Genomic DNA, 20,346 nt, shown 5'->3' on the forward strand with positions numbered 1-20,346 from the left:
GAGCGCCTAGTCCGCGATCCCGACGACGATCTTGCCGCGCGCCGATCCGTCGGTGATCGCGGCATGGGCGTCGTCGGCGGTCGCCAGCGTGAAGCGGCGCGGATCGAGGCGGGGGACAAGCTGGCCGGCCTCGGCGAGGCCGGCGGCTTCCTCCAGGATGGCGCCATGGCGGCGGCGGCCTTCGCCCGAGAGCAGCGGCACCAGCGTGAACACGCCCGAATAGGCCGCGCCCTTGAACGACAGCGGGGCGAGGCTGTGCGTGCCCCAGCCGAGGCAACTCACCACACGGCCGAAGCGCCGCACGGCGGCGAAGGAAGCGTCGAGCGCCGCGCCGCCGGCGGTGTCGTAGACGAGATCGAAGCCGCGCCCGCCGGCGAGGCGCGCCACATAGTCGGCGACGGGCTCGTCGCGATCGATGAAGGTGGCGCCGAGCCCTTCGATCGCCTCGCGGCTGTGCGCCGAGCCGGTGGCATAGACGTCCGCGCCCCTGGCCAGCGCGATCTGCACGACGATATGGCCGACGCCGCCCGCACCGCCCTGCACCAGCACGGTGTCGCCCGCCTTCACCGCCATCTGGTCGATCAGGCCTTCCCAGGCGGTGATGACGATCAGCGGCATCGCGGCCGCCTCGCGCATCGAGAGGTTGGCGGGCTTGCGCGCCAGCAGATCGGCGTCCACCGCCGCGAACTCCGCCAGCGAGCCCTGCACGCCGCCGACGCCGCCGGTCATGCCGTAGACCTCGTCGCCGGGGTGGAAGCGGGTGACGCCTTCGCCCACCGCCTCCACCGTGCCGGCCAGATCGAGGCCGAGGATCGCCGGCAGCGGGTGGCGCGCATGGGGCGCGGCGGCGGCGCGGATCTTGGTGTCGAGCGGGTTGGTGCCGCTGGCGGCGATGCGGACGAGCACCTCGCCGGGGCCGGGCTCCGGCCGCGCGACGGCGGCGATGCGGAAGGGGGCGCCGGGGGTTTCGGCCAGGGCGGCCTGCATGGTGTCCGTCACGAGAAACAATCTCCTTGCTGCGCGTCGATATCCGTCGGCCCCGGCTCAGCGCAACGGTTCGCAGAAGCGGAACAGCGCGACGATCCGGCCGAAGGCGACATCGTCCTGATGGTTCGGCGCGATGCCATATTCGGTTACGTCGACATCATTGGCGCGCGGCTGCCCGAACCGTGCCTCGATCCGTATGCCGGGCCGGGTCAGCGTGGCGAGCGTCGGCGTGCCCGACGCATCGGGCGTGCCGGCCGCATAATCGAGGCTCGACCGGCCCGCGATGCGCTTCAGCGGCACCACGAAGTTGGGAAGGACGGCGGATTCGCAATGCGCCGCGAAATGCCGGGCCGGCTTCGGCGGCGTGTCGGCCGGGGCGCCCGCCCCGCAGAGGCTGACGGCGAGAAGCGGCAGGAGCGGGCGGCGCGGCATGGGCGCACCATGCCACAGCCGCGCCGCGCCCGAACGGGCAATTCCGGGGGAGGGCCTCAGAAACCGAAGTCGCTCAGCCCCGGATGCTCGTCCGGCCGGCGGCCGAGCGGCCAATGAAAGGCGCGATCCCTCTCCGCGATCGGATGCTCGTTGATGCTGGCATGGCGGTGGGTCATCAGCCCGTCGGCCGCGAACTCCCAATTCTCGTTGCCATAGGCGCGGAACCAGTTGCCGCTGTCGTCATGATATTCATAGGCGAAGCGCACCGCGATGCGGTTCCCCTCGAACGCCCACAGCTCCTTGATGAGGCGATAATCCAGCTCCTTCGCCCATTTGCGGGAGAGGAAGCCGATGATCTCGGCGCGGCCGGTGGGGAACTCGGCGCGGTTCCGCCAGCGGCTGTCCTCGCTGTAGGCGAGCGCGACCTTTTCGGGATCGCGGCTGTTCCAGCCGTCCTCGGCGAGGCGCACCTTCTCGATCGCGGTCTCGCGGGTGAAAGGCGGGAGAGGGGGGCGAGGCATGAGCGGGCTCCTTCAGGGGCGGCCGAGGAAATCCATCTTGCCGATCGGCACGCCCTTGTGCCGCAGCAGGCCGTAAGCCGTCGTCACATGGAAGAAGAAGTTGGGCAGCGCGAAATGCAGCACATAGTCGCGCGCCTTGAAGTGCAGGGTCTGCCGGGGCGTCTGGACGGTCACGTCGTCCTCCTCGCGGCCGTCCATCGCATGGGCGGGGACGCTTTCGAGCAGCGCGATGGTGGCGGCGATGCGCGCCTGGAGATCGTCGAAGCTCGCCTCATCGTCCTCCATCGCGACCGGGGCGATGCCGCCGACGCGCACCGCCACGAACTTGGCGGCGTCGCTCGCGCGCTGGATCTGGGCGGGGAGGGCGGACATGTCCTCGATCAGCCGGGCGTCGAGCAGCGTGCCGTGCGGCAGGCCGTTCTCGTCGGCATGGAGCCGGCCCTTTTCGAGGATCGCGGAAAGATTGCGGAGCGAGCGGATGAAGACCGGAACGCTGACGTCGTAGAGGGACAGGGCCATGGGATTTCCCGGATGCGGAACGAAGACCGCGCGATCGTACCCGCCCCGCCCTTGCGCCCGCAAGCGCGGACTCGCCCGTCCGGGGCCGCCGGATTATAGCGGCCGGGCGGCACGCATCATACTTTCGGATTAATATGTCTCAACTTGCGACGGGGCGCCGGAGCTCCGCTTTTTTGGCGGCTGGACGGGCATGTTCGGCCGATATAGCCTGACGCCGCGAGTAAATGTGGCGCTCCGCCCTGTAGGCCATCCAGGATATTCGGAGAGAAGAGATGTTGCCCGACGCGGGGACGGAGATGCCGGGCGAGCGGGATCGTGCCGGAAAGGTCGATCGGCTGGCGATATCCCTGATGGAATTGTTCGGCGATCGCGCGCTGGAGGTGAGCGAGCGTCAGATCAGCATGGGCAATGTCGTCGCCATATCCGAAATCTGGCGGGAAATCGCGGAGAGCATCCGAAGGCGCGACGCGGCTCGCTGATCCTGCCGCCCCGCCGCACGGCGCATGTCTTCGGGCGGCGTCCGGCACGGCGCGGCCGGACGCCCCGTGCCGGTCAGGAGTTGAGGTGCGCCTTCGCGGCGGCCTTGGCGGTGCGGATGCCGAGGCGCTTGCGCGGCGTGGCGTCGGTGGCGGGCGCCGTCGCCTTGGGGGCCTTCGCTCCGTTCCTGGAAGCCTTGGCGGGAGCCGCCGCCTTCTTCGCCGGAGCGGGGGCGGCGGCCTTCGCGGCCGCCTTCTTCGCGGCGGGCGCGGCCTTAGCGGCGACCTTGTTGCGGCCGAGGCCGATCTGGTGCGCCAGCGCGCTCCGCGTCTCGCGATAGGAGGGCGCGACCATCGGATAATCCTTCGGCAGGCCCCACTTCGCGCGATAGTCTTCGGGCGACATGTTGTAGTTGGTGCGCAGATAGCGCTTCAGCATCTTGAGCTTCTTCCCGTCTTCCAGGCAGACGAGATAGTCGGGCTTGATGCTGGCGCGGATCGACACCGCGGGCTCGGGCTGCGGCTCGGCCACGACGACGGGCTTGCCGACCTTGTCGAGCGCCTCGAAGACGCTGCGGATCAGTTGCGGCACATCGGTGGCCGCGACATTGTTATGGCTGACATGTGCCGAAACAATATCTGCGGTCAGGCCGATCAAATCGCTGTCGTTCACGAGTATCTCCGAGATCGGATGTGATGGAAGGAAATCATCACTAATATGTTGACCGAATTGTTCAAGCCCTACTTCAACGGGCAAGTGATTTGTTGATGCCCGGACGAGAAATCGGAAAGACGGGGCGAGGAGAGCGGGGCGCCGATTTCCCACCGGCGCAGATATGCGGGAAACAAGCGATGTTCAGTCGTCCTACGATGGAAAATGATGGCCGCGGAGCTTCCCCGATCGACCCAAAATAGAACAGTGAGTTCGATGCTGGCGCTGCTTCGGCCCGTGCTCCGCGCTGTTGCGAACATCTGGCCGGCATTCTTTCCAATATGTCGATCGCGGAAACAATGTGACGGCATCGCAAAGCACCGCTCCGGCCACGCCTTTTCCCGAAGAGGCCCATGAAGATCGGATGCCGGGAAGGCGGAATGCGGCGAAACCGGTCAACGCACGCGGCGGATTTCATCGCCTGTGTTGCGCCGGGCGTGGCGAGCCGCTTCTGTCACCGGTGGCATCGCGCCGGCGAAAGGATGTTGGCGCGATCCGGCGAAGGGCGCTAGAGCGGCAGGAAAGGGGATATCGATGATCCGCGACGCGTCCGCGAAGCCATTCGTCAAGCCGACCATCAACGACATCGCCCGGCTGTCCGGCGTCTCCAAGAAGACGGTCAGTCGCGTGATAAACCGCTCGCCGCTGCTCAATGAAGAGACGCGCAAGCGGGTGGAGGAGGTGATCCGCGAGACGGGCTACATCCCCAATCCGCAGGCGCGCGCGCTGGCGCTGGGGCGCAACTATCTGATCGGGCTCGTCCACGACAATCCGAACGCGCAGATGGTGATGAACGCCCAGCAAGGCATTCTCGATGCGCTGCGCGACACCGAGTTCGAGCTGATCGTCCGCCCGGTCGATCGCGGCTCGCGGACGATGCTGGACGATATCCACGCCTTCCTCCAGCGGCACAGGCTCTATGGCGCGGTGCTGCTGCCGCCGATCTCCGAGGACGACCGGCTGGCGCAGCTCTGCCGCGACGCGAACTGCCGCTATGTCCGCATGGGCTCGGCCGAGCTGGACGACGCGGATCATATGGTGGCCTCCAACGATCGCGACGCCGTGCAGGAAGCGACGCATTTCCTGATCGCGCAGGGGCACAGGCGGATCGGGCTCGTCACCGGGCCATCCGGCTTCCGATCGGGGGCGGAGCGGCGCGCGGGCTTCGAGGCGGCGTTGCAGCAGGCCGGCATCAAGCTGCCGCGCGGGCTGGTGGTGGAGGGCAACTACACCTTCGAATCCGGGGTCGCCGCCGCCGACAAGCTGCTCGACCTGCTGCCGCGCCCGACGGCGATCTTCGCCTCCAACGACGAGATGGCGGCGGGCGTGCTCCACGCCGCGCGGGTGCGCGGGCTGGATGTGCCGGGCGACCTGTCGATCATCGGGTTCGACGATACGCCGGTAGCCGCCCATATCTGGCCGCCGCTGACGACGGTGCGCTGGCCGATCGCGACGATGGCGCGCTCCGCCGCGCTCAAGCTGATCGGGGATTTCGGCGAGGGCGGCGAGGATGAGCCGTCGCTCTTCCACTCCTCGCTGATCCGCCGCGCTTCGGTGGCGGCGCCGAAGGGCTGATCCGTCGGCGGAGGGCAGGGGAATCACGCGGGCGGGCGGCGGAATCCGCGCCGAAGATCGCACGATTCCCGCTGCTTTGGAGGTTTCCGGGCGGAATATGCCCGGCGGCTAGTCCCGATGCAGCTCGAACAACTCGCGGCCGTCGAGCGCCGCCCGCGCGATCAGGCCCTGATCGTGATAGGCGGGCGTCGCCTCCACGATCTCGGCCTCCCAGAAGCCGGGATCGGCATAGGATCGTAGCGCGCGTTCGTAGCGCCCGATCTCGTCCCCGCCCTGACGCAGCAGGGCCGCCGCGATGGCGACTTCCGGGAAATCATCCCCGCTGCCCTCGCGCACGATCGCGGCGTCCATCGTCTTGCCCCGCGCGGCCAGATAGGCGGCCGCCGCCATCCGGGCCTTGCGCATGTCCATGTCAGCGATCCAGGAACCGGGTCGGCGCGGGCACCTCGGCGCCGCCGGCGAAGGGCGTCCACGGCGCCGCCAGCCGGCCTTCGCGCGCCTTGTAGAAGAACTGGCTGCACACCAGCCATCCTTTCAGCGGGCGCAGCGGCAGCACGCAGGTGAGGAGCAGGATCGGCAGCGTCGTGAACAGATGCACCCAGAAGGGCGGATCGTAGAGAATCTGGAGCATCAGCGCGAAGATCACGCTGGGCACGCAGCCGAAGCAGATCACGAAGAAGGCCGGGCCATCCGCCGGGTCCGCGAAATCATAGCTGAGCCCGCAGGACTCGCAGTGGGAGCGGAGCTTCAGGAAGCCGTGGAACAGATGACCCTTCCCGCAACGCGGGCAGCGGCCGCGAATGCCGGTGCGGATCGGTTCCAGTCTGGGCCACTCGCGGCCTGCGTCCTCAGTCATGTCGATGTCCCGACTCGATCTGTATGGAAAGCATTGCAACTCTGTACGGGTGACTGTATGGATATTTGGCTGTGAAAAGTCAAGGTTATGTCCGTATGCAAAGCTGGCATCCCGATCTGGAGAAGGCGGAAGGGCCGAAATATCTGGCGATCACGGCGGAGCTGGAGCGCGATGTCGAGGCGGGGCGGCTGGTCCCCGGCGATCGCTTGCCCCCGCAGCGGGCGCTGGCCGAGCGGCTGGGCGTCGATCTCACCACGATCACCCGCGCCTATGACGAGGCGCGCCGTCGCGGCCTGATCGAGGCGGATGGCCGCCGCGGCAGCTTCGTGCGCGCACGGGCGGTCGCTCTGGTGGAGGATGAGGACGCCGTCCCGGCCGACACCGGCATGAACATGCCGCCCGTCCCCCGCGCGGCGCTGGCCGAGGCGTGGACGCAAGGCACGGCGATGCTGTTTCAGGGCCGGGCGGCGGCGCGCCTGCACTATCAGCCGGCGGGCGGCGCGATGGAGGATCGCGAGGCGGCGGCGCGCCTGCTGGAGACGCGCGGCGTCGAGGCCGGGCCGGACATGGTGCTGGTGACGGCGGGCGGGCAGCACGCGCTCCACGCCGCGATCCGGGCGCAGCTCCGGCCGGGCGATGTCATGTGCGTCGGGCGCTATGCCTATTCGGGCTTCCTCGCGCTGGCGCGGAGTTACGGGCTCAGGCTGCGCGTGGTCGAGGGCGACGGGGAGGGCGTCGATCCCGACGCGCTCGACGCCGCCTGCCGGGCGGAGCGGGTGCGCGGGCTCTATGTCGTGCCGACCAACGACAATCCCACCACCGCGACGCTGGGCGAGGATCGCCGCCGTGCGATCGCGCAGGTCGCGCGGCGGCATGATCTGGCGATCGTCGAGGACGACGCCTACGGCCAGCTCCCCGCCGAGCCCCTCCCGCCGCTTGCCGCCCTCGCACCCGAGCGGACATGGCATATCGCCAGCGTCTCCAAGATCCTGTCGCCGAGCCTGCGCATCGCCCATCTGCGCGCGCCGTCGGTGAAGGACGCGATGCGCGCGGCGATCGATCTGCACGCCACGGCGGTGATGGCAGCACCGCTCAACGCCGCGCTGGTGACGGGGTGGCTGGAGAACGGCACCTATGCGCGCCTGATCGACGAGGTGCGCGCCGAGGCGGCGTGGCGGCGGCGACTGGCGGCGGACATCCTCGACGGCGCCGACTGGCGCGCGCATCCGCAGGGCTATCACCTCTGGCTCCGGCTGGAGGAGGGCGTGATGATCCACGAGATCCTCAACACGCTGCGTCCGGCGGGGCTGTCGGTGGTGCCGGGCGGCGCCTTCGCGGTGGAGCCGCTGGCGGAGCGGCGGCTGCGCATCTCGATCGGCGGCGGGCTCGGGCGCGAGCGGCTGGAGCGCAATCTGCGCCTGCTGGAGGCGATGCTCCACCCGCGCGGCGGGCAGGCGGCACCGCTCGTCTGAGAAGAAGAGGGGCTCCGCTCGCTCGAACCGGCGAGCGGAGCCCCGGACAGGCGGCTTATTCCGCCGCCGCGCTCATCGCGAGGCCCAGCGCGGCCGCGACGCCCGCGCCATAAGCGGGATCGGCGCGGGTGCAGTTGGCGACGTGGCGCTGCTGGATGTGGAGCGCGGCGCCGCCGACCGAGCGCGCGGTGTTGTCGAACAGCGACTGCTTCTCTTCCGGCGTCATGTTGCGGAAGAGATTGCCCGGCTGCTCCCAATGGTCGTCATCGACGCGATGATCCCAATGCTCGGCGGGCTGGCCGTCGAGCGCGAGCGGCGGCTCGGCGAACTGGGGCTGGTTGGCCCAGAGGTCGGCGCTGTTGGGGTGATAGCTCAGCGTCGCGCCGAGATTGCCGTCCGTCCGCATCGCGCCGTCGCGGTGATAGGAGTGGAACGGGCATTTCGGCGCGTTCACCGGGATATGGTTGAAGTTGACGCCGAGGCGGTAACGCTGCGCGTCGCCATAGGAGAAGAGGCGCGCCTGAAGCATCTTGTCGGGCGAGAAGCCGATGCCGGGGACGATGTTCGCCGGAGAGAAGGCGGCCTGCTCCACCTCGGCGAAATAATTGTCCTGATTGCGGTTCAGCTCCATCACCCCGACCTCGATCAGCGGATAGTCCGCCTTCGGCCAGACCTTGGTGAGGTCGAACGGGTTGTGCTTGTGGGTGCGGGCTTGCTCCTCGGTCATCACCTGGATGAACAGCGTCCACTTCGGGAAGTCGCCCTTCTCGATGCTCTCGAACAGGTCGCGGCCATGGCTCTCGCGATCGCCCGCGACGACCTGCGCCGCGTCGGCGTCGGAGAGATTGTCGATGCCCTGCTGGGTGCGGAAGTGGAACTTCACCCACACGCGCTCATTCGCGGCGTTTATCATCGCGAATGTGTGGCTGCCGAAGCCGTGCATGTGGCGGAAGGTCTTCGGGATGCCGCGCTCGGACATCACGATCGTCACCTGATGCAGCGCCTCGGGCAGCAGCGTCCAGAAATCCCAGTTGTTGTCGGCCGAGCGCAGGCCGGTGCGCGGATCGCGCTTCACGGCGTGGTTGAGATCGGGGAAGCGCAGCGGATCGCGGAAGAAGAACACCGGCGTGTTGTTGCCGACGATGTCCCAGTTCCCCTCCTCGGTGTAGAATTTCACCGCGAAGCCGCGGATGTCGCGCTCGGCGTCCGCCGCGCCGCGCTCGCCGGCGACCGAGGAGAAGCGCATGAACAGATCGGTCTTCTTGCCGACCTCGGAGAAGATCTTCGCCTTGGTGTAGCGCGTGATGTCGTGGGTCACCGTGAAGGTGCCGTGCGCGCCCCAGCCCTTGGCGTGCATCCGCCGCTCGGGGATCACCTCGCGGTCGAAATGGGCCAGCTTCTCGATCAGCCACACGTCCTGAAGCAGGGCCGGGCCGCGCGGGCCGGCGGTCAGGATGTTGGTGTTGTCGGCCACGGGCGCGCCGGTGGCGTGCGTCAGGCCAGTCTTACGGTCGTCCATCATCAACCTCCTCGCAGACGGTGCAGCTCAAATTCCTGAGGGCGAATCGTTATTAACCCGATTCGGAGACGTATTGAATTTATCGGATATGCCGAGCATCTTTTCGACAACTGACGGAAAAATGCGCCGCGTGGCGGGAGACGGGACGGAATGGAGGCCGGCATCGACGATCCGCTGAGCGTGCTGGCGCCGCTGCTCAGGGTTCGGCCCATTCTCGACGATCTCTGCCGTTTCGGCGGGGACTGGGCGGCGCCGCACGACGCCGCCGGCCCCGGCTGGGCGCATTTCCACATCGTCACGCGCGGCGAGTGCCTGCTCGATCGCCCCGGCCATGGCGCGCTCCGCCTCGGGGTCGGGGACGTACTGCTGCTGCCGCACGGCGATCCGCATGTGGTGCGCGCGCGGGCGGGAAGCGGGGGCGGCCGGCGCGCGCCGGTGGTGGAATATCGCAACGCCATCCGCATCAAAATGAGCCCCGGCGTCGAGGCGGATACCGAACTGGTCTGCGGGCGCCTGCATTTCGAGGCGGCGCCGCAGAGCCTCATCGTCGCGGTGCTGCCCGAGGTGGTGGTGCTCCGCGCCACCGATCGCCACCATGCGATGCTGGAGGGCATTCGCGACGAGCTGGATATCGATGCCGCCGGCGCCGCCGCGATCGCCACCGATCTCGCCAGCGCACTGTTCATGATGATGCTGCGCGCGCATCTGGAGGCGGCGGGCACCTCGTCGGGCGTGCTGCGCCTGCTCGGCCAGCCGGTGACGTCGCGCGCGATGATGGCGATGCTGCGCGAGCCCGCGCGGGACTGGAGCCTGGAGGAGCTGGCCGAGCGCGCCATATCGTCGCGCGCGACGCTGGTGCGCGCCTTCCGGGCGACATCGGGGCTGGCGCCGCTGGCCTTCCTCACCGAGGTGCGGCTGGGCCTCGCGCGGCAACAGTTGCTCGGTGGCCGGGCGACCATCGCGCAGATCGCCGCCGACGTGGGCTATCAATCCGAAGCGGCGCTGAGCCGGGCCTTCCATCGCCATTATGGTGTGCGGCCGGGGGCGCTCCGGGCCTTGGGCACGGGCTGAGCGTCAGGCCAGCGCCCGGCTGCGGACGCTCCCGCTCGTCACGCGGCGATACCAGGCGGTCGGCGTCTCCCCTTCGTGGCGCTTGAAGCAGCGCGTGAAATGGGCCTGATCCGAAAAGCCGTAGGCGAGCGCGATCTGGGCGAGCGGTTCGCCGGTCGTGCGCATCCGCTCCTTGGCGCATTCGATCCGGCGCCTGAGCAGATAATGGTGCGGCGAGCATCCCATCGTCCGCTTGAAGGCGCGCGCGAAATGGCTCGGGCTCAGCCGCACCGCGGAGGCGAGATCGGACACGAGCAGCCGGCCGCTCAGCCGCGCCTCGATCATCGATTTCGCGCGGCGCGCCTGCCAGGAGGCGAGGCCTCCACTGTCGTAAGCGCTGTCATCCGCGGCAGTCCTGCCGGCCATGGAGGAGAGGAATTCGAGGGCGCGATCGATGAAGTGCTTGGCTCCCATCGGGTCGCTCGACACGGTTTGCTGCGCCTGGGTCAGGACGAGCTTCAAGGTTGCGAGCTTCTGTTCGGTGGCCTGCGCACGATCATTGGAGATGATCGGAAGCGGGCTTCCGAAAAACGCGCCGGGGCTGGATGAAATATAGCCGTCGCGCGCTTCGTCCCGGCTCTCCAGGTCGAGGATGGCGGTGTTCGATATCATGACCAACTCCTTGCAAAGACATCGAAACGCCATGACACAGGAGAGATGTAACTGATGAACTGCGTCAGCAATAGCGTCAGTGAGGACAGGCCTTCTATCGAACATTGGTATGGGTGCTCGGGCACAGGGTATAGCGGGTCTAGACTTTAGTATGGGTGGGAACGCCGCCGCCATAATGTCGGGCCGCCGGGCGTTCAGCCGAGCGCGCGATAGCGGAAGTCGCGGAAGCGGGCTTCGCCCCGGCCGGCGCTGTAGAGGCCGGGGCGCAGCATCAGGAAGCCGCCGCGCACATTGTGATGATAGCCCGATACCTCCATGCCGCGATCGAAGCGCACCCATGTCCGCCCGCCGTCGCCGCTGGTGTCGAAGGTGACGATGTGGCGATCGTTGGTGACGCGCATCCGCATCCGCCGGCCGTGCGGGTTGGCGGGGCGGCCGCGTTCCTGCCCATATTGGTGGGTGACGAAGCGATCGCCGTCGAAACCGAGCCCGCAATAGAGCCGGTCGTCGTAGAAGAGCAGCAGGCCGGCGGTCGTGCCCGGATCGATCTCGATGTCGCATTCGAAGCGATAGGCGGTGTCGCCCGCGATCTGGAGCAGGGGCGAGGAATCCACCGGCGCCGTGCCGCTCGCGGCGAGGTGGAGCGTGCCCCCCGCCACATGGGCGCGGACGGCCTCGTCGGGGCGAGGGCGGAAGAAGCTCCAGCGGGTGCCGAGGTCGAGCCGGTCGAACTTGTCCGAGAGCGCCATGCCGTGGGGCAGCGCCTCTCCGCCGCGCGGCTTGGGGAGCGGGCGGGAGAGGTCGCCTCCGGTCATGCGGAACCAGCCGTCGGGCGTCCACTCCACCCGATCGAGCAGGGTCTGCCGGCCGAGCGTCCAATAGCCCGCCTCATAGCCGTGATAGAGCGCCCACCAGTCCCCTGCCGGCCCCTCGACCAGCGAGGCATGGCCGCGCGACCACCAGCGTTCCGCGCTGCTCGTGGTGCGGACCAGCGGGTTGGCGGGGCAATTCTCCCATGGACCGTGGATCGAGCGGGAGCGGGCGGCGATCACCATATGGCCGGTCGGCGGCCCGGCGGTGCCGCCGACGGCGGTGATGAGATAGAACCAGCCGCCATGACGGACCAGCTTCGGTCCCTCCGGCGAGAAGCCCTCGACCACCCAGTCCGCCGGATAATGCCACGGATCATAGACATGCTCGACCGGCCCCACCGTCGAGAGGCCGTCGTCGGCCAGCCGCACCCGATCCCCGCCCGAGAGGAACAGCCAGCGGCTCCCGTCCTCGCCGACGACATGACATGGATCGATATGATGGTGGAGGCCGAGATCGACGGGTTCGCTCCACGGGCCTTCGATGCGATCGGCGTGGATGACGTAGATCGAATTGGGCTCGGCCTTCACGGGGATGTAGAGGAAATAGCGGCCGTCGTGCTTCGCCAGCGACACCGCCCACACCGAGCCGATATTGCGATGGAGCGCCGGCCCGATCGGCCGCCAGCTCACCAGATCGCGCGAATGCCAGATCACCAGCCCCGGATAGGAATCGAAGCTGGAGAAGGTCATGTAATAGTCCGCGCCGTCCTTCAGGATGGCGGGATCGGGGCGGTCTCCGGCCATCACCGGATTGAGGAAGCGGCCGTCGCCGAGATCGGCGATGCGCTGGCCGTCGAGCCCGCGGCGCCAGGGGAAGGGCTCCGCCTGCTGCGGTGCGGCCGGGGCGGGGGAGCCCGGCACCAGCAGGGCGGCGCCGGCTCCGGTGGCGGCGAAGGCCTCGCGGCGGGTCATCGTCATAGTGGCCATTGCTCCATGCGTGTGCGGCCGCCGTCGAGGAGGGCGCGGTGGCGGGCGATGCGGGCGGCCCCGGTGAAGCCGCGCATCCGGTCGGCGAGGGCGAGCCAGACGGCGGCTTCGGCGAGGCGGCTGGCGGGCTCGACAGCGATGCGGTCCAGTTCGGTGGCGAAGGGCGCGAAATAAGCGGGTTCGCCCTGCCATGCGACGAGGCGCTTCAGGGCGTCGGCGCGGGTCCAGCCATGGAGGTGGATGCCGATGTCGGCGAGCGCCCGGCACACCCGGAACAGCAGCCAGTGGATATGGCCCAGTTCATCGCGCGGATCGGCGAAGGTGCCTTCTTGCGCGGCAAGCTGCTCGGCATAGATGCCCCAGCCTTCGACGAACGCCGCCGCATAGGTGAGGCGCAGCGGGTGGGGCGGCGTGGCCGCTTCGAGGCCGAGCTGCACCATATGACCGGGCAGCAGTTCGTGCGCGACCACCGAGGGCAGCGTCCAGCGCGGGCGGCGGCGTATGTCCTTGAGGTCGACGATATAGACGCCGCGCCGGGTGGGCGTGGGCGCTTCGCGATAGCCGTTGCGGCCGGCGGCGATCTCGGCCGGGCTGAGCGCGCGGACGTCGACGTCCGAACACCAGGGCGGCAGCGTGCCGAATGCGGCGGGGAGGCGGACGCGTTCCTCCGCGAGCATCCGCCGCATGTCGGAGACGGCCTGCGCGCGGCCGGTGTCGTCGTCGGGATAGAGCCAGCGCGGATCGCGCCACAGCGCCGAGTAGCGCGCGCCGATGCTGTCGCCCCGCACGCCGATGCGGTCGAACAGACGGGCGGCGCGGGCGTGGAGCGTCTCCCGCTCCTCGATAAGGCGGCGTTCGAGGGCGAGCGGATCGGCGGCGTTGCCCGATGTCCGGCGGAGCAGCAGCGTGTAGGCCTCGGCCCCTCCGGGGAGGCGGCCGAGCCCGGCTTCGGCGGGGGCCTTGGGGCGGAGCTTGTCGAGCAGCGCGGCCTGCCGGTGTAGCGCGGCGGCGACGGCGGGCGTCTCGGCGCGCGCCTTGGCGAGGCCGGCGATGGTCCGGTCGATCAGCGGCAGGGGCGGGAGGATGCCGGCGGCCGCATCGGCGCGGAGGCCCGCCGTGTCGGCGTCGATCGCTTCGGCGTCCGGCCGGGCGGCAAGCCACGCGCCGGATCGGGGCGTGACGCGATAGGGACGGCCCGACGGGAAATGCCGCAGCAGCGCGGCGTCGATCGCAAGCCCCGCGCGGGCGGCGTCCAGATCGAGGCGGAGCGGCTTTGTCGGGGCCTCGAACGGCGCGAGCCGCGCGAGCGCGGTGTCCGGCGGCAGATGCGCCGCCTCGTCCAGCGCGGCGCGGAGGTCGACGGGCGGCGCGGCCCGTGCGCCGCCCGTGGCGAGCCACGCCGCGCCTGCGCCCGCCAGCAGCTCGCGCCGCGCCACCGTCATCGGCGGGGCAGCGCCACGCGGTTATTGAGCCGCGTCACCTCCGCCGCCCGGCCGGGGAGCGCGACCTCAGCCGACAGCGTGGCGGGATCGACCCCGGCCGGGATCGCCAATCGCACGGTCGTGGTGCGGGGCAGGAGGTCGGTCGGTGCTTCGAGCGGGGGGAGGGGCGCGGTCGCGACCGCCCGGCCATCGGCGGCGATGAGGCTCGCCTGCCCGCCCGTCGTCGGCTGCGCGCCCAGGCTGTGGACCGTCAGCGTCACCCGCCGACCCGCAAGCGCGATGTCGTCCGCGCCGATGCCGAGATCGGGGCGTTGCTCGACAGGCGTGCCTGCTTTCACCAGCGCGAAGTCGAGCGTCGTTTCGCCCGGCGCGAACGTGACCTCGGTGGAGGCGCTGCGCTCCAGCGTCAGCGTCCGGGGAGCGCCGGCTCCCGTCATCGTCCACTGGCCGGCGGTGACGCTCCAGCCGGTCATCATCGCGCGCTGGAGGCGGCCGGTGGTGTTGTAGGCGATCACGCGGAACCGGCCGGGCGTGGCGCCCGGCATCAGGATCGCGACCGCCTCGGCGGCGTCGGGCTCCTCGAAGCGCCAGCTTACGATGTTGCCGGGCCAGCTCTGTCCCCGGCTGTTGGCGATGCCGCCGAGCCGCTCGCGCTGGAGGATATCGCTCGGCTGCTCGACCCGGTCGGACCACCAATGGCCCTCGGTCATCATGCCCATGCGCTGGGATTTCCGGGCGATGGCGTCGGCGTGGAGTTCCTCCAGCCAGTGCCTGTCCCCGGTCCCGTCCCATGCCGCATAGCGGGCGAAGGCGCTGGCCGGACGGCCGATCTTCGCGCGCCATCCGGCCCCGTCGGGCAGCGCGGTGAAGCCGTTCTCGTTGAACTCGGAAAGCGCCGCCGGCCCGGCCTTGTCGAGCCGCGCCTCGATCGGGCGGAGATAGCGCGCGTCGCCGGTGAAGCGCCACGCCGCCCACGCCGTCTGGAGCGGCAGCGTGGCGCCGCCGCCGTCGCCCTGTCGCTCGGCATCGGTGCGCCAGTTGATCTCGTTGGGGAAGCTCCAGCGGCCGTCCGCGCCCTGTTTGCCGTGGGCAAGCCAGCCGTCCATCAGCCCCGTCACCAGCCCGCGCGCGGCCGGGTTGCCGTTGTAGAGGCCGATCAGGATCGGGACGTGCATCACCGAGTAGGAATAGGGCTTCTGCCATTCCCACGGCCCTTCGCGGTAGATCCTGCGGCCGCCATACCAGTTGCTGGCGAAGTGCATGTGGCCGGCCGGGTTGCGCAGGATCACGCGCTGGAGCCCGCGCACATTGTCCATCAGCCGCTCGACCGCCTTCGGCTCGCCCCAGTTGAGATAGAGCCGCTCGCCGTTGGAATTGAGCCCCTCCTCATAGGCGTGCAGCTCGTCGGTGGTGATATATCCGAGGCCGTTCACGATCATGCCGTTCTTGTAGACCGCGTCCGACAGCGCGCGCAGCGAGGCGTTGATGCGATCGGGCTCCACCCCCATCAGCGCGAGGCCGGGCCATTGCTGGGTGAGGTCTGTATCGTCCGAGATGCCGCCGCCGAAATCGCCATAGGGCACCTGCCGATGGTCGATCCACCAGTCCACGAACCGGCGGACGAGCTTCAGGTCTTCGAGCTGGCGGAAGGCCCAGAGCGGCACGCCGGCGGGCGGCTTGGGCTGGGTGAAGGGCGGCATGTTCTCGGGCCGATAGTCGATGTCCGCCCAATAGGTGCGCGCCTCCGCATTGTCGGGATCGACGCGCAGCAGATCGCTGATGTCGCCATAGAGGCGCTCGTACAGCGCGGCCCGGCGCGAGGCGGTGTGCTCCTCGACGAGGAAGGCCCAATTGTCCTTCACCTGGTTGAGCCGGTCGGCGACATGCTCCTTCAGCGCCTCGGCGCGCGGCTTGAAGACGAGGCGGATGCGCGCGCCGTCGAGCGCGGCGGCGTCGAAGTCCGGCGCGGCGGACGCGATGCTGAGATAGAGGCTGGCGTTGGGCAGGATGCGGTCGCGCAGGTCCAGCCACAGGGTCCGCGCCTCGCCGGGGCGGACCGAGACCGAGATGTCGATCATGTCGCGGGCCGGCCAGATCGGGTCTTTGACGCGGATGTCGAGCGGGATCAGCCCCGCCGCATTGGGCTTGGCGTGGAGCGCCGGGATATCGAGGGCGATGCCGTCGAGCCCGTCATGGACATTCTCCCAGCTATAATCCCATGCCCGCGCGATGGGCTGGTCCGCATGGGCCGGGCCGAAGCTCGACGGTATGAGGATGTGGACGATCGGCGCTCCGCCCGAGGCCCGCTGCACCTTGACGCCCGCCCCGGCGCTCCCCGCGCCCACCGCCGCCTTCACGCCCGAGGAGGGCATGGCGATCACCGTGCTGCGCTCGTCGGGCGGGTAACGACCGGCGATGAAGCCGTTGAGCGCGTCCAGCGCCGCGATGCCGGGGGAGGCGCCGGCGTCCACCGTGTAGGAGAGCTTGAAGCTGCCTTGCGGTTCGGCGCCGGGCGCGATGTCATAGGCCCAGATTTCCTGGATCGGCTGCTCCTGCATCACATTGGTGAAGCTGAGCGTGCCGCCCTGCCGCTCGCCGACGCTATCGAAGCTGCGCACCACGCCTTGGGGGCGCCGGGCGAGGAGGATGGGTTTGCCGTCGCCGGTCCAGTCGAGTTGGCCATAGGCCGCGCCCCGGATTTCGACGCGGTTGAAGCGCTCGTCGGGCGGGACGGTGAGGTCGTAGCGTTTGCCGCCCTCGACATAGACGTTCCAGTCCGGCAGCTCGAAATAATCGTCGCGGCCGGGCAGGCGGGAGCGGTTGTAGACGCCCGGCCATGTCGTCTCCGCGATGCCGTCGACGCCCTTCCACATCCGCTCCTTGAGGTCGCGCGCGTCGGCGAACTCGACCTTGCGCACGCGGGTCACGGCCGCATCGAGCACGGGCGGGGAGGCATGGTCCCAGCCATAGCGGTGCAGCCATGCGGCGCGCTCGGCGGTGGCGTCGGGTGCGGGCGCGGGGCCGGGCTCGCGCTTGTCGGCGAGCGCCGCGACGTCGTTCGCGCCCAGCATGTGATCGTAGACGCGGATCTCGTCGAGATCGCTGCCGCGCATGAAGTGATAGCGGCTCTGCACCTGATGCGGCGAGAGCACGCGCCCGGCCATGCCGAACTGGTCGAGTCCGCTGTCGAGATCGGCCTTCTGATCCTTGCGGGCCACCTCGCGCCCGTCGACGAACAGGCGGACGCCCGCCGTCTCGTCCCACGCGAAGGCGATATGGTGCCAGGCGTCGGGGGCGGGCAGCGCCTCCATCGTCCACGACACGCGCACCCGCGACAGGTTGGCGTCGGTGACGAAGGCGTCGAAGCCATGGCCGTTCCAGTCGATGCGCAGGAACGCCATGTCCCAGCTCGAATGATCCGCGAAGCCGACGCGGAAGATCGAGAAGGGCGCCTTCCCCACCGGGGTCCGCGCGCGCCAGAAGAAGGCGAGCGTGCCCCGCGCCGCGCGCATGTTGCCGGGCGCCTTCCACGCGACATAGCCGTCATCGGCCCACCGCGCCGCGCCGCCCATCGCGCCGTCGGGCGTGACGGTGACGTCGCTCAGGAAATTGGGGACGGGATCGCCCTCGGCCCGATCGGCCGTGAGATCATGATCCGCCGAGGCGCGGAACAGCAGCCCGCTCGCATCCGGCGCGGCCATCGCCGGCGATGTCGCGAGCGCAGCCGCCATCGCCAGCATCGAGATCGAGCCCAAACGCATGACAGTCCCTCCCAGATGGACGCGGGCGCGACGCCCGTCTGATGGCCCCGGACCGCGTCAGCCGGCGTCCACGCGCGCGAGGCGGGGGCTGAGCAGATGGATCACCAGCACCGCGATCAGATAGACGCTGCCCGCCACCGCGAAGATCGGCGTGTAGCTGCCCGTGGTCTGGAGGATGTAGCCGGTGAACTTGGCCATCATCATGCCGCCGATCGCGCCCATCGTGCCGCCGATGCCGACCACCGATCCCACCGCCGCGCGCGGGAACATGTCCGACGGCAGCGTGTAGAGATTGCACGAGAAGGCCTGATGCGCCGCCGTCGCCAGCCCGACGATCGCCACCGCCATCCACAGATTGCTGCAATATTGGGCGAAGAAGATCGGCATCACGAGGAAGGCGCAGACGAGCATGGTGATCTTGCGCGCGGCGTTCGCGCTCATCCCCTGCCGCATCAGCCGCGAGGAGGACCATCCGCCCGCGATGCTGCCGAGATCGGAGATCAGATAGATCGCCACCAGCGGCGGCCCGAAGCTCAGCAGATCGAGATGATAGGTCTTGGCGAGGAAATCCGGCGTCCAGAACAGGAAGAGCCACCAGATCGGATCGATCAGGAACTTGCCCAGCGCGAACGCCCATGTCTCGCGATAGCCGAGGATGCGGCGCCAGCCGATCGGCTGGGACGGGTCGGCGGGATCGCTCTCGATCAGCGCCAGCTCGGCCATCGACACGCGGCGATGCTCGCGCGGGCGGCGATAGAGCGCGATCCACGCGACCAGCCATGCGAGGCTGGCGATACCGGTGACGACGAACGCCATCCGCCAGCCGAAGGCGACGGTGAGCGCCGGCACCACCAGCGGCGTCACGATCGCGCCGACATTGGCGCCCGCGTTGAACAGGCCGGTGGCGAGCGCGCGCTCGCGGGCGGGGAACCACTCGGTCACCGCCTTCACGCCGGCGGGGAAGTTGCCCGATTCGCCGAGGCCGAGCACGACGCGCGCCATCGAGAATTGCGCCGCCGAGTTGACGAAGCCGCAGAGCATGTGCCCCGCCGTCCAGATCAGGAAGGCGATCGCATAGCCGACGCGCGCGCCCAGCCGGTCGACGATCCGCCCGAAGCCGAGATAGCCGATCGCATAGGCCGCCTGGAACCAGAAGATCACGTCGGCATAGGTCTCTTCAGACCAGCCAAGCTCGTGCGAGATGGTCGGCTTCAGCAGCCCGATCATCTGGCGATCGACATAGTTGATCGCCGTCGCGGCGAAGAGCAGGCCGCAGATCGCCCAGCGATACCGCCCGATCCGCTCCGCCGCCGCGATGATTTCGGGCTGCTGCATGTTCGCCATGCCCTTCTCCTGTCCTGTTGGGCCTCTCAGCGGGCCGTGATTCTGCACCGGACGGCGTAGCGGTCATCGAAGCGCGCTTCCACCCGTTCGCCGGGTTTGACCGGATGGACACCGGTGACCGCGCCGCTCGAGATCCACTGGCCGGGATGGAGCGCGATGCCGCGTGCCGCCATATGCTCGAACAGGAAGCGCGCCGCGCCGAACGGCCCGTCGAGCATGGCGGCGGCGGTGGCGGCGCCGATCCGCCGGCCCTCGATCCACAGCTCGATCGGCCAGCCCGAGATGTCCGTCTCGCGCCAGTCCGGGATCGCGGCGCCGACGACCAGCCCGTTATTGTTGCCGAAATCGGAGATGGTGACGATCGGCCCGCCGGCATTGATGCCGGGATAGGGCGAGCTGGCGATCTCGATGCCGACATGCACCGCGTCGATCAGCGCGCGGGCCTCGTCGATGGTGAAGCACCGCTGCGCGGGATCGGGCGCGGTGCCGATGCGCAGCAGGAACTCCGCTTCGGCGGCCGCGAAGCCGTCACCGAACACGGGCATGGCGATGTCGTCGGCGTCGCCGGCGGTCACCACCTGATCGGCGAAGATCGGGCCGGCGAGGCGGTTCATCTCCTCGACGGGCGGTTCGATCTTGCCGACCTTCCAGCCGGCGACGGGGCTTTGCGTCAGGCCGATCGCGGCGTCCTGCACGGCATAGGCCTGTTCGAGCGCGGCCGGGATGTCGCCGGGATAGTCGGGCAGGGCCGTCCCCGCCTGCCGCGCGCCGACGAAGGCGCGGGCGATGCGTGCTTGATTCTCGTCCTTGTCGTCAGGCTGCACGCGACGCCCCTCCGGCCAATGCTTGTTCCGGCTGCTATCCAGCGCATGAGGAAACCGGTGTCAAGATCATCTCGTACGAAGTCGTGAGCGGCGGCGCCGCGATGGAGGCGGCGGAAGCCGAGGCCGATCGCGGCGCTCCGCCCGGTGGCGTGGGGCGTCATCCGAAAGGCTTTTGCGGCCATCTTGCGCTTCTTCTTGACACCGGTTACCAATTGCGACGACGACAGAAGGGCGAGATGGCCGGCCCGAGGCTGGCCTGACGGCTGTTCACCACAGACGATCCCCTGCGCGATTCGAGAAGGCGAGAGAGCGATGTTTGATCGGACGTATTACGCGACGCACCCGGAGATGATGGAGGGGGTGTCGAACGAGGCGTTGCGGGATC

The 20,346-nt window shown here is 69.3% G+C and carries 19 protein-coding genes; 5 read left to right on the forward strand and 14 right to left on the reverse strand.

The annotated features are described in order from the left end of the window. Positions 1-6: 6 nt before the first annotated feature. The 4 genes from FHS98_RS17365 to FHS98_RS17380 are packed head-to-tail and all read right to left on the reverse strand — an operon-like array spanning position 7 to position 2,459. On the reverse strand, positions 7-999 hold the full coding sequence (locus FHS98_RS17365) for a zinc-dependent alcohol dehydrogenase family protein (RefSeq protein WP_341786095.1): 993 nt from the start codon (positions 997-999) through the stop codon (positions 7-9). Between the two features lie 45 nt (positions 1,000-1,044). Further along, positions 1,045-1,419, reverse strand: a complete 375-nt coding sequence (locus FHS98_RS17370; protein WP_167108222.1) for a hypothetical protein — start codon at positions 1,417-1,419, stop codon at positions 1,045-1,047. 56 nt (positions 1,420-1,475) lie between these two features. Beyond that, positions 1,476-1,940, reverse strand: coding sequence for a nuclear transport factor 2 family protein (locus tag FHS98_RS17375; RefSeq protein WP_167108225.1), 465 nt, complete (start codon positions 1,938-1,940; stop codon positions 1,476-1,478). Between the two features lie 12 nt (positions 1,941-1,952). Beyond that, entirely contained in the window at positions 1,953-2,459 is a 507-nt protein-coding gene (locus FHS98_RS17380) for a DUF1993 domain-containing protein (protein ID WP_167108228.1), read from the reverse strand. A 272-nt stretch (positions 2,460-2,731) separates the two neighbouring features. On the opposite strand from FHS98_RS17380, the gene FHS98_RS17385 reads away from it, so the two are divergent. Then, the gene (locus FHS98_RS17385; RefSeq protein WP_167108231.1) at positions 2,732-2,938 is read left to right on the forward strand and encodes a hypothetical protein; all 207 of its coding nucleotides are present in this window, start codon (positions 2,732-2,734) and stop codon (positions 2,936-2,938) included. Positions 2,939-3,011: 73 nt separating this feature from the next. Here the strand turns inward: FHS98_RS17385 and FHS98_RS18910 are convergent, their stop codons facing one another. After that, positions 3,012-3,608: a Ros/MucR family transcriptional regulator gene (locus FHS98_RS18910; RefSeq protein WP_341786096.1), complete on the reverse strand. Its 597-nt coding sequence runs from the start codon at positions 3,606-3,608 to the stop codon at positions 3,012-3,014. 573 nt (positions 3,609-4,181) lie between these two features. Here FHS98_RS18910 and FHS98_RS17395 point away from each other — a divergent pair. Next, the gene (locus FHS98_RS17395) at positions 4,182-5,222 is read left to right on the forward strand and encodes a LacI family DNA-binding transcriptional regulator (RefSeq protein WP_167108234.1); all 1,041 of its coding nucleotides are present in this window, start codon (positions 4,182-4,184) and stop codon (positions 5,220-5,222) included. A 108-nt stretch (positions 5,223-5,330) separates the two neighbouring features. Here the strand turns inward: FHS98_RS17395 and FHS98_RS17400 are convergent, their stop codons facing one another. After that, positions 5,331-5,633 carry a hypothetical protein gene (locus tag FHS98_RS17400; RefSeq protein WP_167108237.1) on the reverse strand — a complete coding sequence of 101 codons (303 nt, stop codon included), beginning with the start codon at positions 5,631-5,633 and terminating at the stop codon, positions 5,331-5,333. Position 5,634: 1 nt separating this feature from the next. Beyond that, the gene (locus FHS98_RS17405) at positions 5,635-6,078 is read right to left on the reverse strand and encodes a DUF983 domain-containing protein (protein WP_167108240.1); all 444 of its coding nucleotides are present in this window, start codon (positions 6,076-6,078) and stop codon (positions 5,635-5,637) included. Positions 6,079-6,149: 71 nt separating this feature from the next. Here FHS98_RS17405 and FHS98_RS17410 point away from each other — a divergent pair, with 71 nt between their 5' ends. Further along, entirely contained in the window at positions 6,150-7,550 is a 1,401-nt protein-coding gene (locus tag FHS98_RS17410; protein ID WP_341786097.1) for an aminotransferase-like domain-containing protein, read from the forward strand. 55 nt (positions 7,551-7,605) lie between these two features. Here the strand turns inward: FHS98_RS17410 and FHS98_RS17415 are convergent, their stop codons facing one another. Then, positions 7,606-9,069, reverse strand: a complete 1,464-nt coding sequence (locus tag FHS98_RS17415) for a catalase (RefSeq protein ID WP_167108287.1) — start codon at positions 9,067-9,069, stop codon at positions 7,606-7,608. A gap of 150 nt (positions 9,070-9,219) precedes the next feature. Between FHS98_RS17415 and FHS98_RS17420 the strand changes: the two genes are divergently transcribed. Beyond that, positions 9,220-10,140 carry an AraC family transcriptional regulator gene (locus FHS98_RS17420; RefSeq protein WP_167108243.1) on the forward strand — a complete coding sequence of 307 codons (921 nt, stop codon included), beginning with the start codon at positions 9,220-9,222 and terminating at the stop codon, positions 10,138-10,140. Positions 10,141-10,143: 3 nt separating this feature from the next. On the opposite strand, the gene FHS98_RS17425 is transcribed toward FHS98_RS17420, so the two are convergent. The 6 genes from FHS98_RS17425 to FHS98_RS17450 all read right to left on the reverse strand — a co-directional run bounded on the left by FHS98_RS17425 (position 10,144) and on the right by FHS98_RS17450 (position 19,961). After that, positions 10,144-10,791 carry a helix-turn-helix domain-containing protein gene (locus FHS98_RS17425; RefSeq protein ID WP_167108247.1) on the reverse strand — a complete coding sequence of 216 codons (648 nt, stop codon included), beginning with the start codon at positions 10,789-10,791 and terminating at the stop codon, positions 10,144-10,146. A 194-nt stretch (positions 10,792-10,985) separates the two neighbouring features. Next, positions 10,986-12,581, reverse strand: a complete 1,596-nt coding sequence (locus FHS98_RS17430; protein ID WP_167108250.1) for a family 43 glycosylhydrolase — start codon at positions 12,579-12,581, stop codon at positions 10,986-10,988. Continuing rightward, positions 12,578-14,032, reverse strand: coding sequence for a DUF885 family protein (locus FHS98_RS17435; protein WP_167108253.1), 1,455 nt, complete (start codon positions 14,030-14,032; stop codon positions 12,578-12,580). The genes FHS98_RS17430 and FHS98_RS17435 overlap by 4 nt, the downstream gene beginning before the upstream one ends. Beyond that, complete coding sequence (locus FHS98_RS17440; RefSeq protein ID WP_167108256.1) at positions 14,029-17,793, reverse strand: LamG domain-containing protein; 3,765 nt, start codon at positions 17,791-17,793, stop codon at positions 14,029-14,031. Before FHS98_RS17440 ends, FHS98_RS17435 begins: the two co-directional genes overlap by 4 nt. A gap of 57 nt (positions 17,794-17,850) precedes the next feature. Beyond that, on the reverse strand, positions 17,851-19,137 hold the full coding sequence (locus FHS98_RS17445) for an MFS transporter (protein WP_167108259.1): 1,287 nt from the start codon (positions 19,135-19,137) through the stop codon (positions 17,851-17,853). A gap of 26 nt (positions 19,138-19,163) precedes the next feature. Continuing rightward, positions 19,164-19,961: a fumarylacetoacetate hydrolase family protein gene (locus FHS98_RS17450; RefSeq protein ID WP_167108262.1), complete on the reverse strand. Its 798-nt coding sequence runs from the start codon at positions 19,959-19,961 to the stop codon at positions 19,164-19,166. Positions 19,962-20,044: 83 nt separating this feature from the next. Here FHS98_RS17450 and FHS98_RS17455 point away from each other — a divergent pair, with 83 nt between their 5' ends. Next, on the forward strand, positions 20,045-20,221 hold the full coding sequence (locus tag FHS98_RS17455; protein WP_167108120.1) for a hypothetical protein: 177 nt from the start codon (positions 20,045-20,047) through the stop codon (positions 20,219-20,221). Positions 20,222-20,346: the final 125 nt, after the last annotated feature.

The organism is Sphingomonas oligoaromativorans (assembly GCF_011762195.1).
GTDB classification, from domain to species: domain Bacteria; phylum Pseudomonadota; class Alphaproteobacteria; order Sphingomonadales; family Sphingomonadaceae; genus Solisphingomonas; species Solisphingomonas oligoaromativorans.

Excerpts from the sequence above, each read along its gene's own strand:
- FHS98_RS17415 (WP_167108287.1), bottom strand. The coding sequence starts at position 9,069 with ATGGACGACCGTAAGACTGGCCTGACGCACGCCACCGGCGCGCCCGTG.
- FHS98_RS17435 (WP_167108253.1), bottom strand. The coding sequence starts at position 14,032 with ATGACGGTGGCGCGGCGCGAGCTGCTGGCGGGCGCAGGCGCGGCGTGG.
- FHS98_RS17445 (WP_167108259.1), bottom strand. The coding sequence starts at position 19,137 with ATGGCGAACATGCAGCAGCCCGAAATCATCGCGGCGGCGGAGCGGATC.
- FHS98_RS17400 (WP_167108237.1), bottom strand. The coding sequence starts at position 5,633 with ATGGACATGCGCAAGGCCCGGATGGCGGCGGCCGCCTATCTGGCCGCG.
- FHS98_RS17380 (WP_167108228.1), bottom strand. The coding sequence starts at position 2,459 with ATGGCCCTGTCCCTCTACGACGTCAGCGTTCCGGTCTTCATCCGCTCG.
- FHS98_RS17440 (WP_167108256.1), bottom strand. The coding sequence starts at position 17,793 with ATGCGTTTGGGCTCGATCTCGATGCTGGCGATGGCGGCTGCGCTCGCG.
- FHS98_RS17430 (WP_167108250.1), bottom strand. The coding sequence starts at position 12,581 with ATGACGATGACCCGCCGCGAGGCCTTCGCCGCCACCGGAGCCGGCGCC.
- FHS98_RS17405 (WP_167108240.1), bottom strand. The coding sequence starts at position 6,078 with ATGACTGAGGACGCAGGCCGCGAGTGGCCCAGACTGGAACCGATCCGC.
- FHS98_RS17425 (WP_167108247.1), bottom strand. The coding sequence starts at position 10,791 with ATGATATCGAACACCGCCATCCTCGACCTGGAGAGCCGGGACGAAGCG.
- FHS98_RS17375 (WP_167108225.1), bottom strand. The coding sequence starts at position 1,940 with ATGCCTCGCCCCCCTCTCCCGCCTTTCACCCGCGAGACCGCGATCGAG.
- FHS98_RS17370 (WP_167108222.1), bottom strand. The coding sequence starts at position 1,419 with ATGCCGCGCCGCCCGCTCCTGCCGCTTCTCGCCGTCAGCCTCTGCGGG.
- FHS98_RS17385 (WP_167108231.1), top strand. The coding sequence starts at position 2,732 with ATGTTGCCCGACGCGGGGACGGAGATGCCGGGCGAGCGGGATCGTGCC.
- FHS98_RS17420 (WP_167108243.1), top strand. The coding sequence starts at position 9,220 with ATGGAGGCCGGCATCGACGATCCGCTGAGCGTGCTGGCGCCGCTGCTC.
- FHS98_RS17395 (WP_167108234.1), top strand. The coding sequence starts at position 4,182 with ATGATCCGCGACGCGTCCGCGAAGCCATTCGTCAAGCCGACCATCAAC.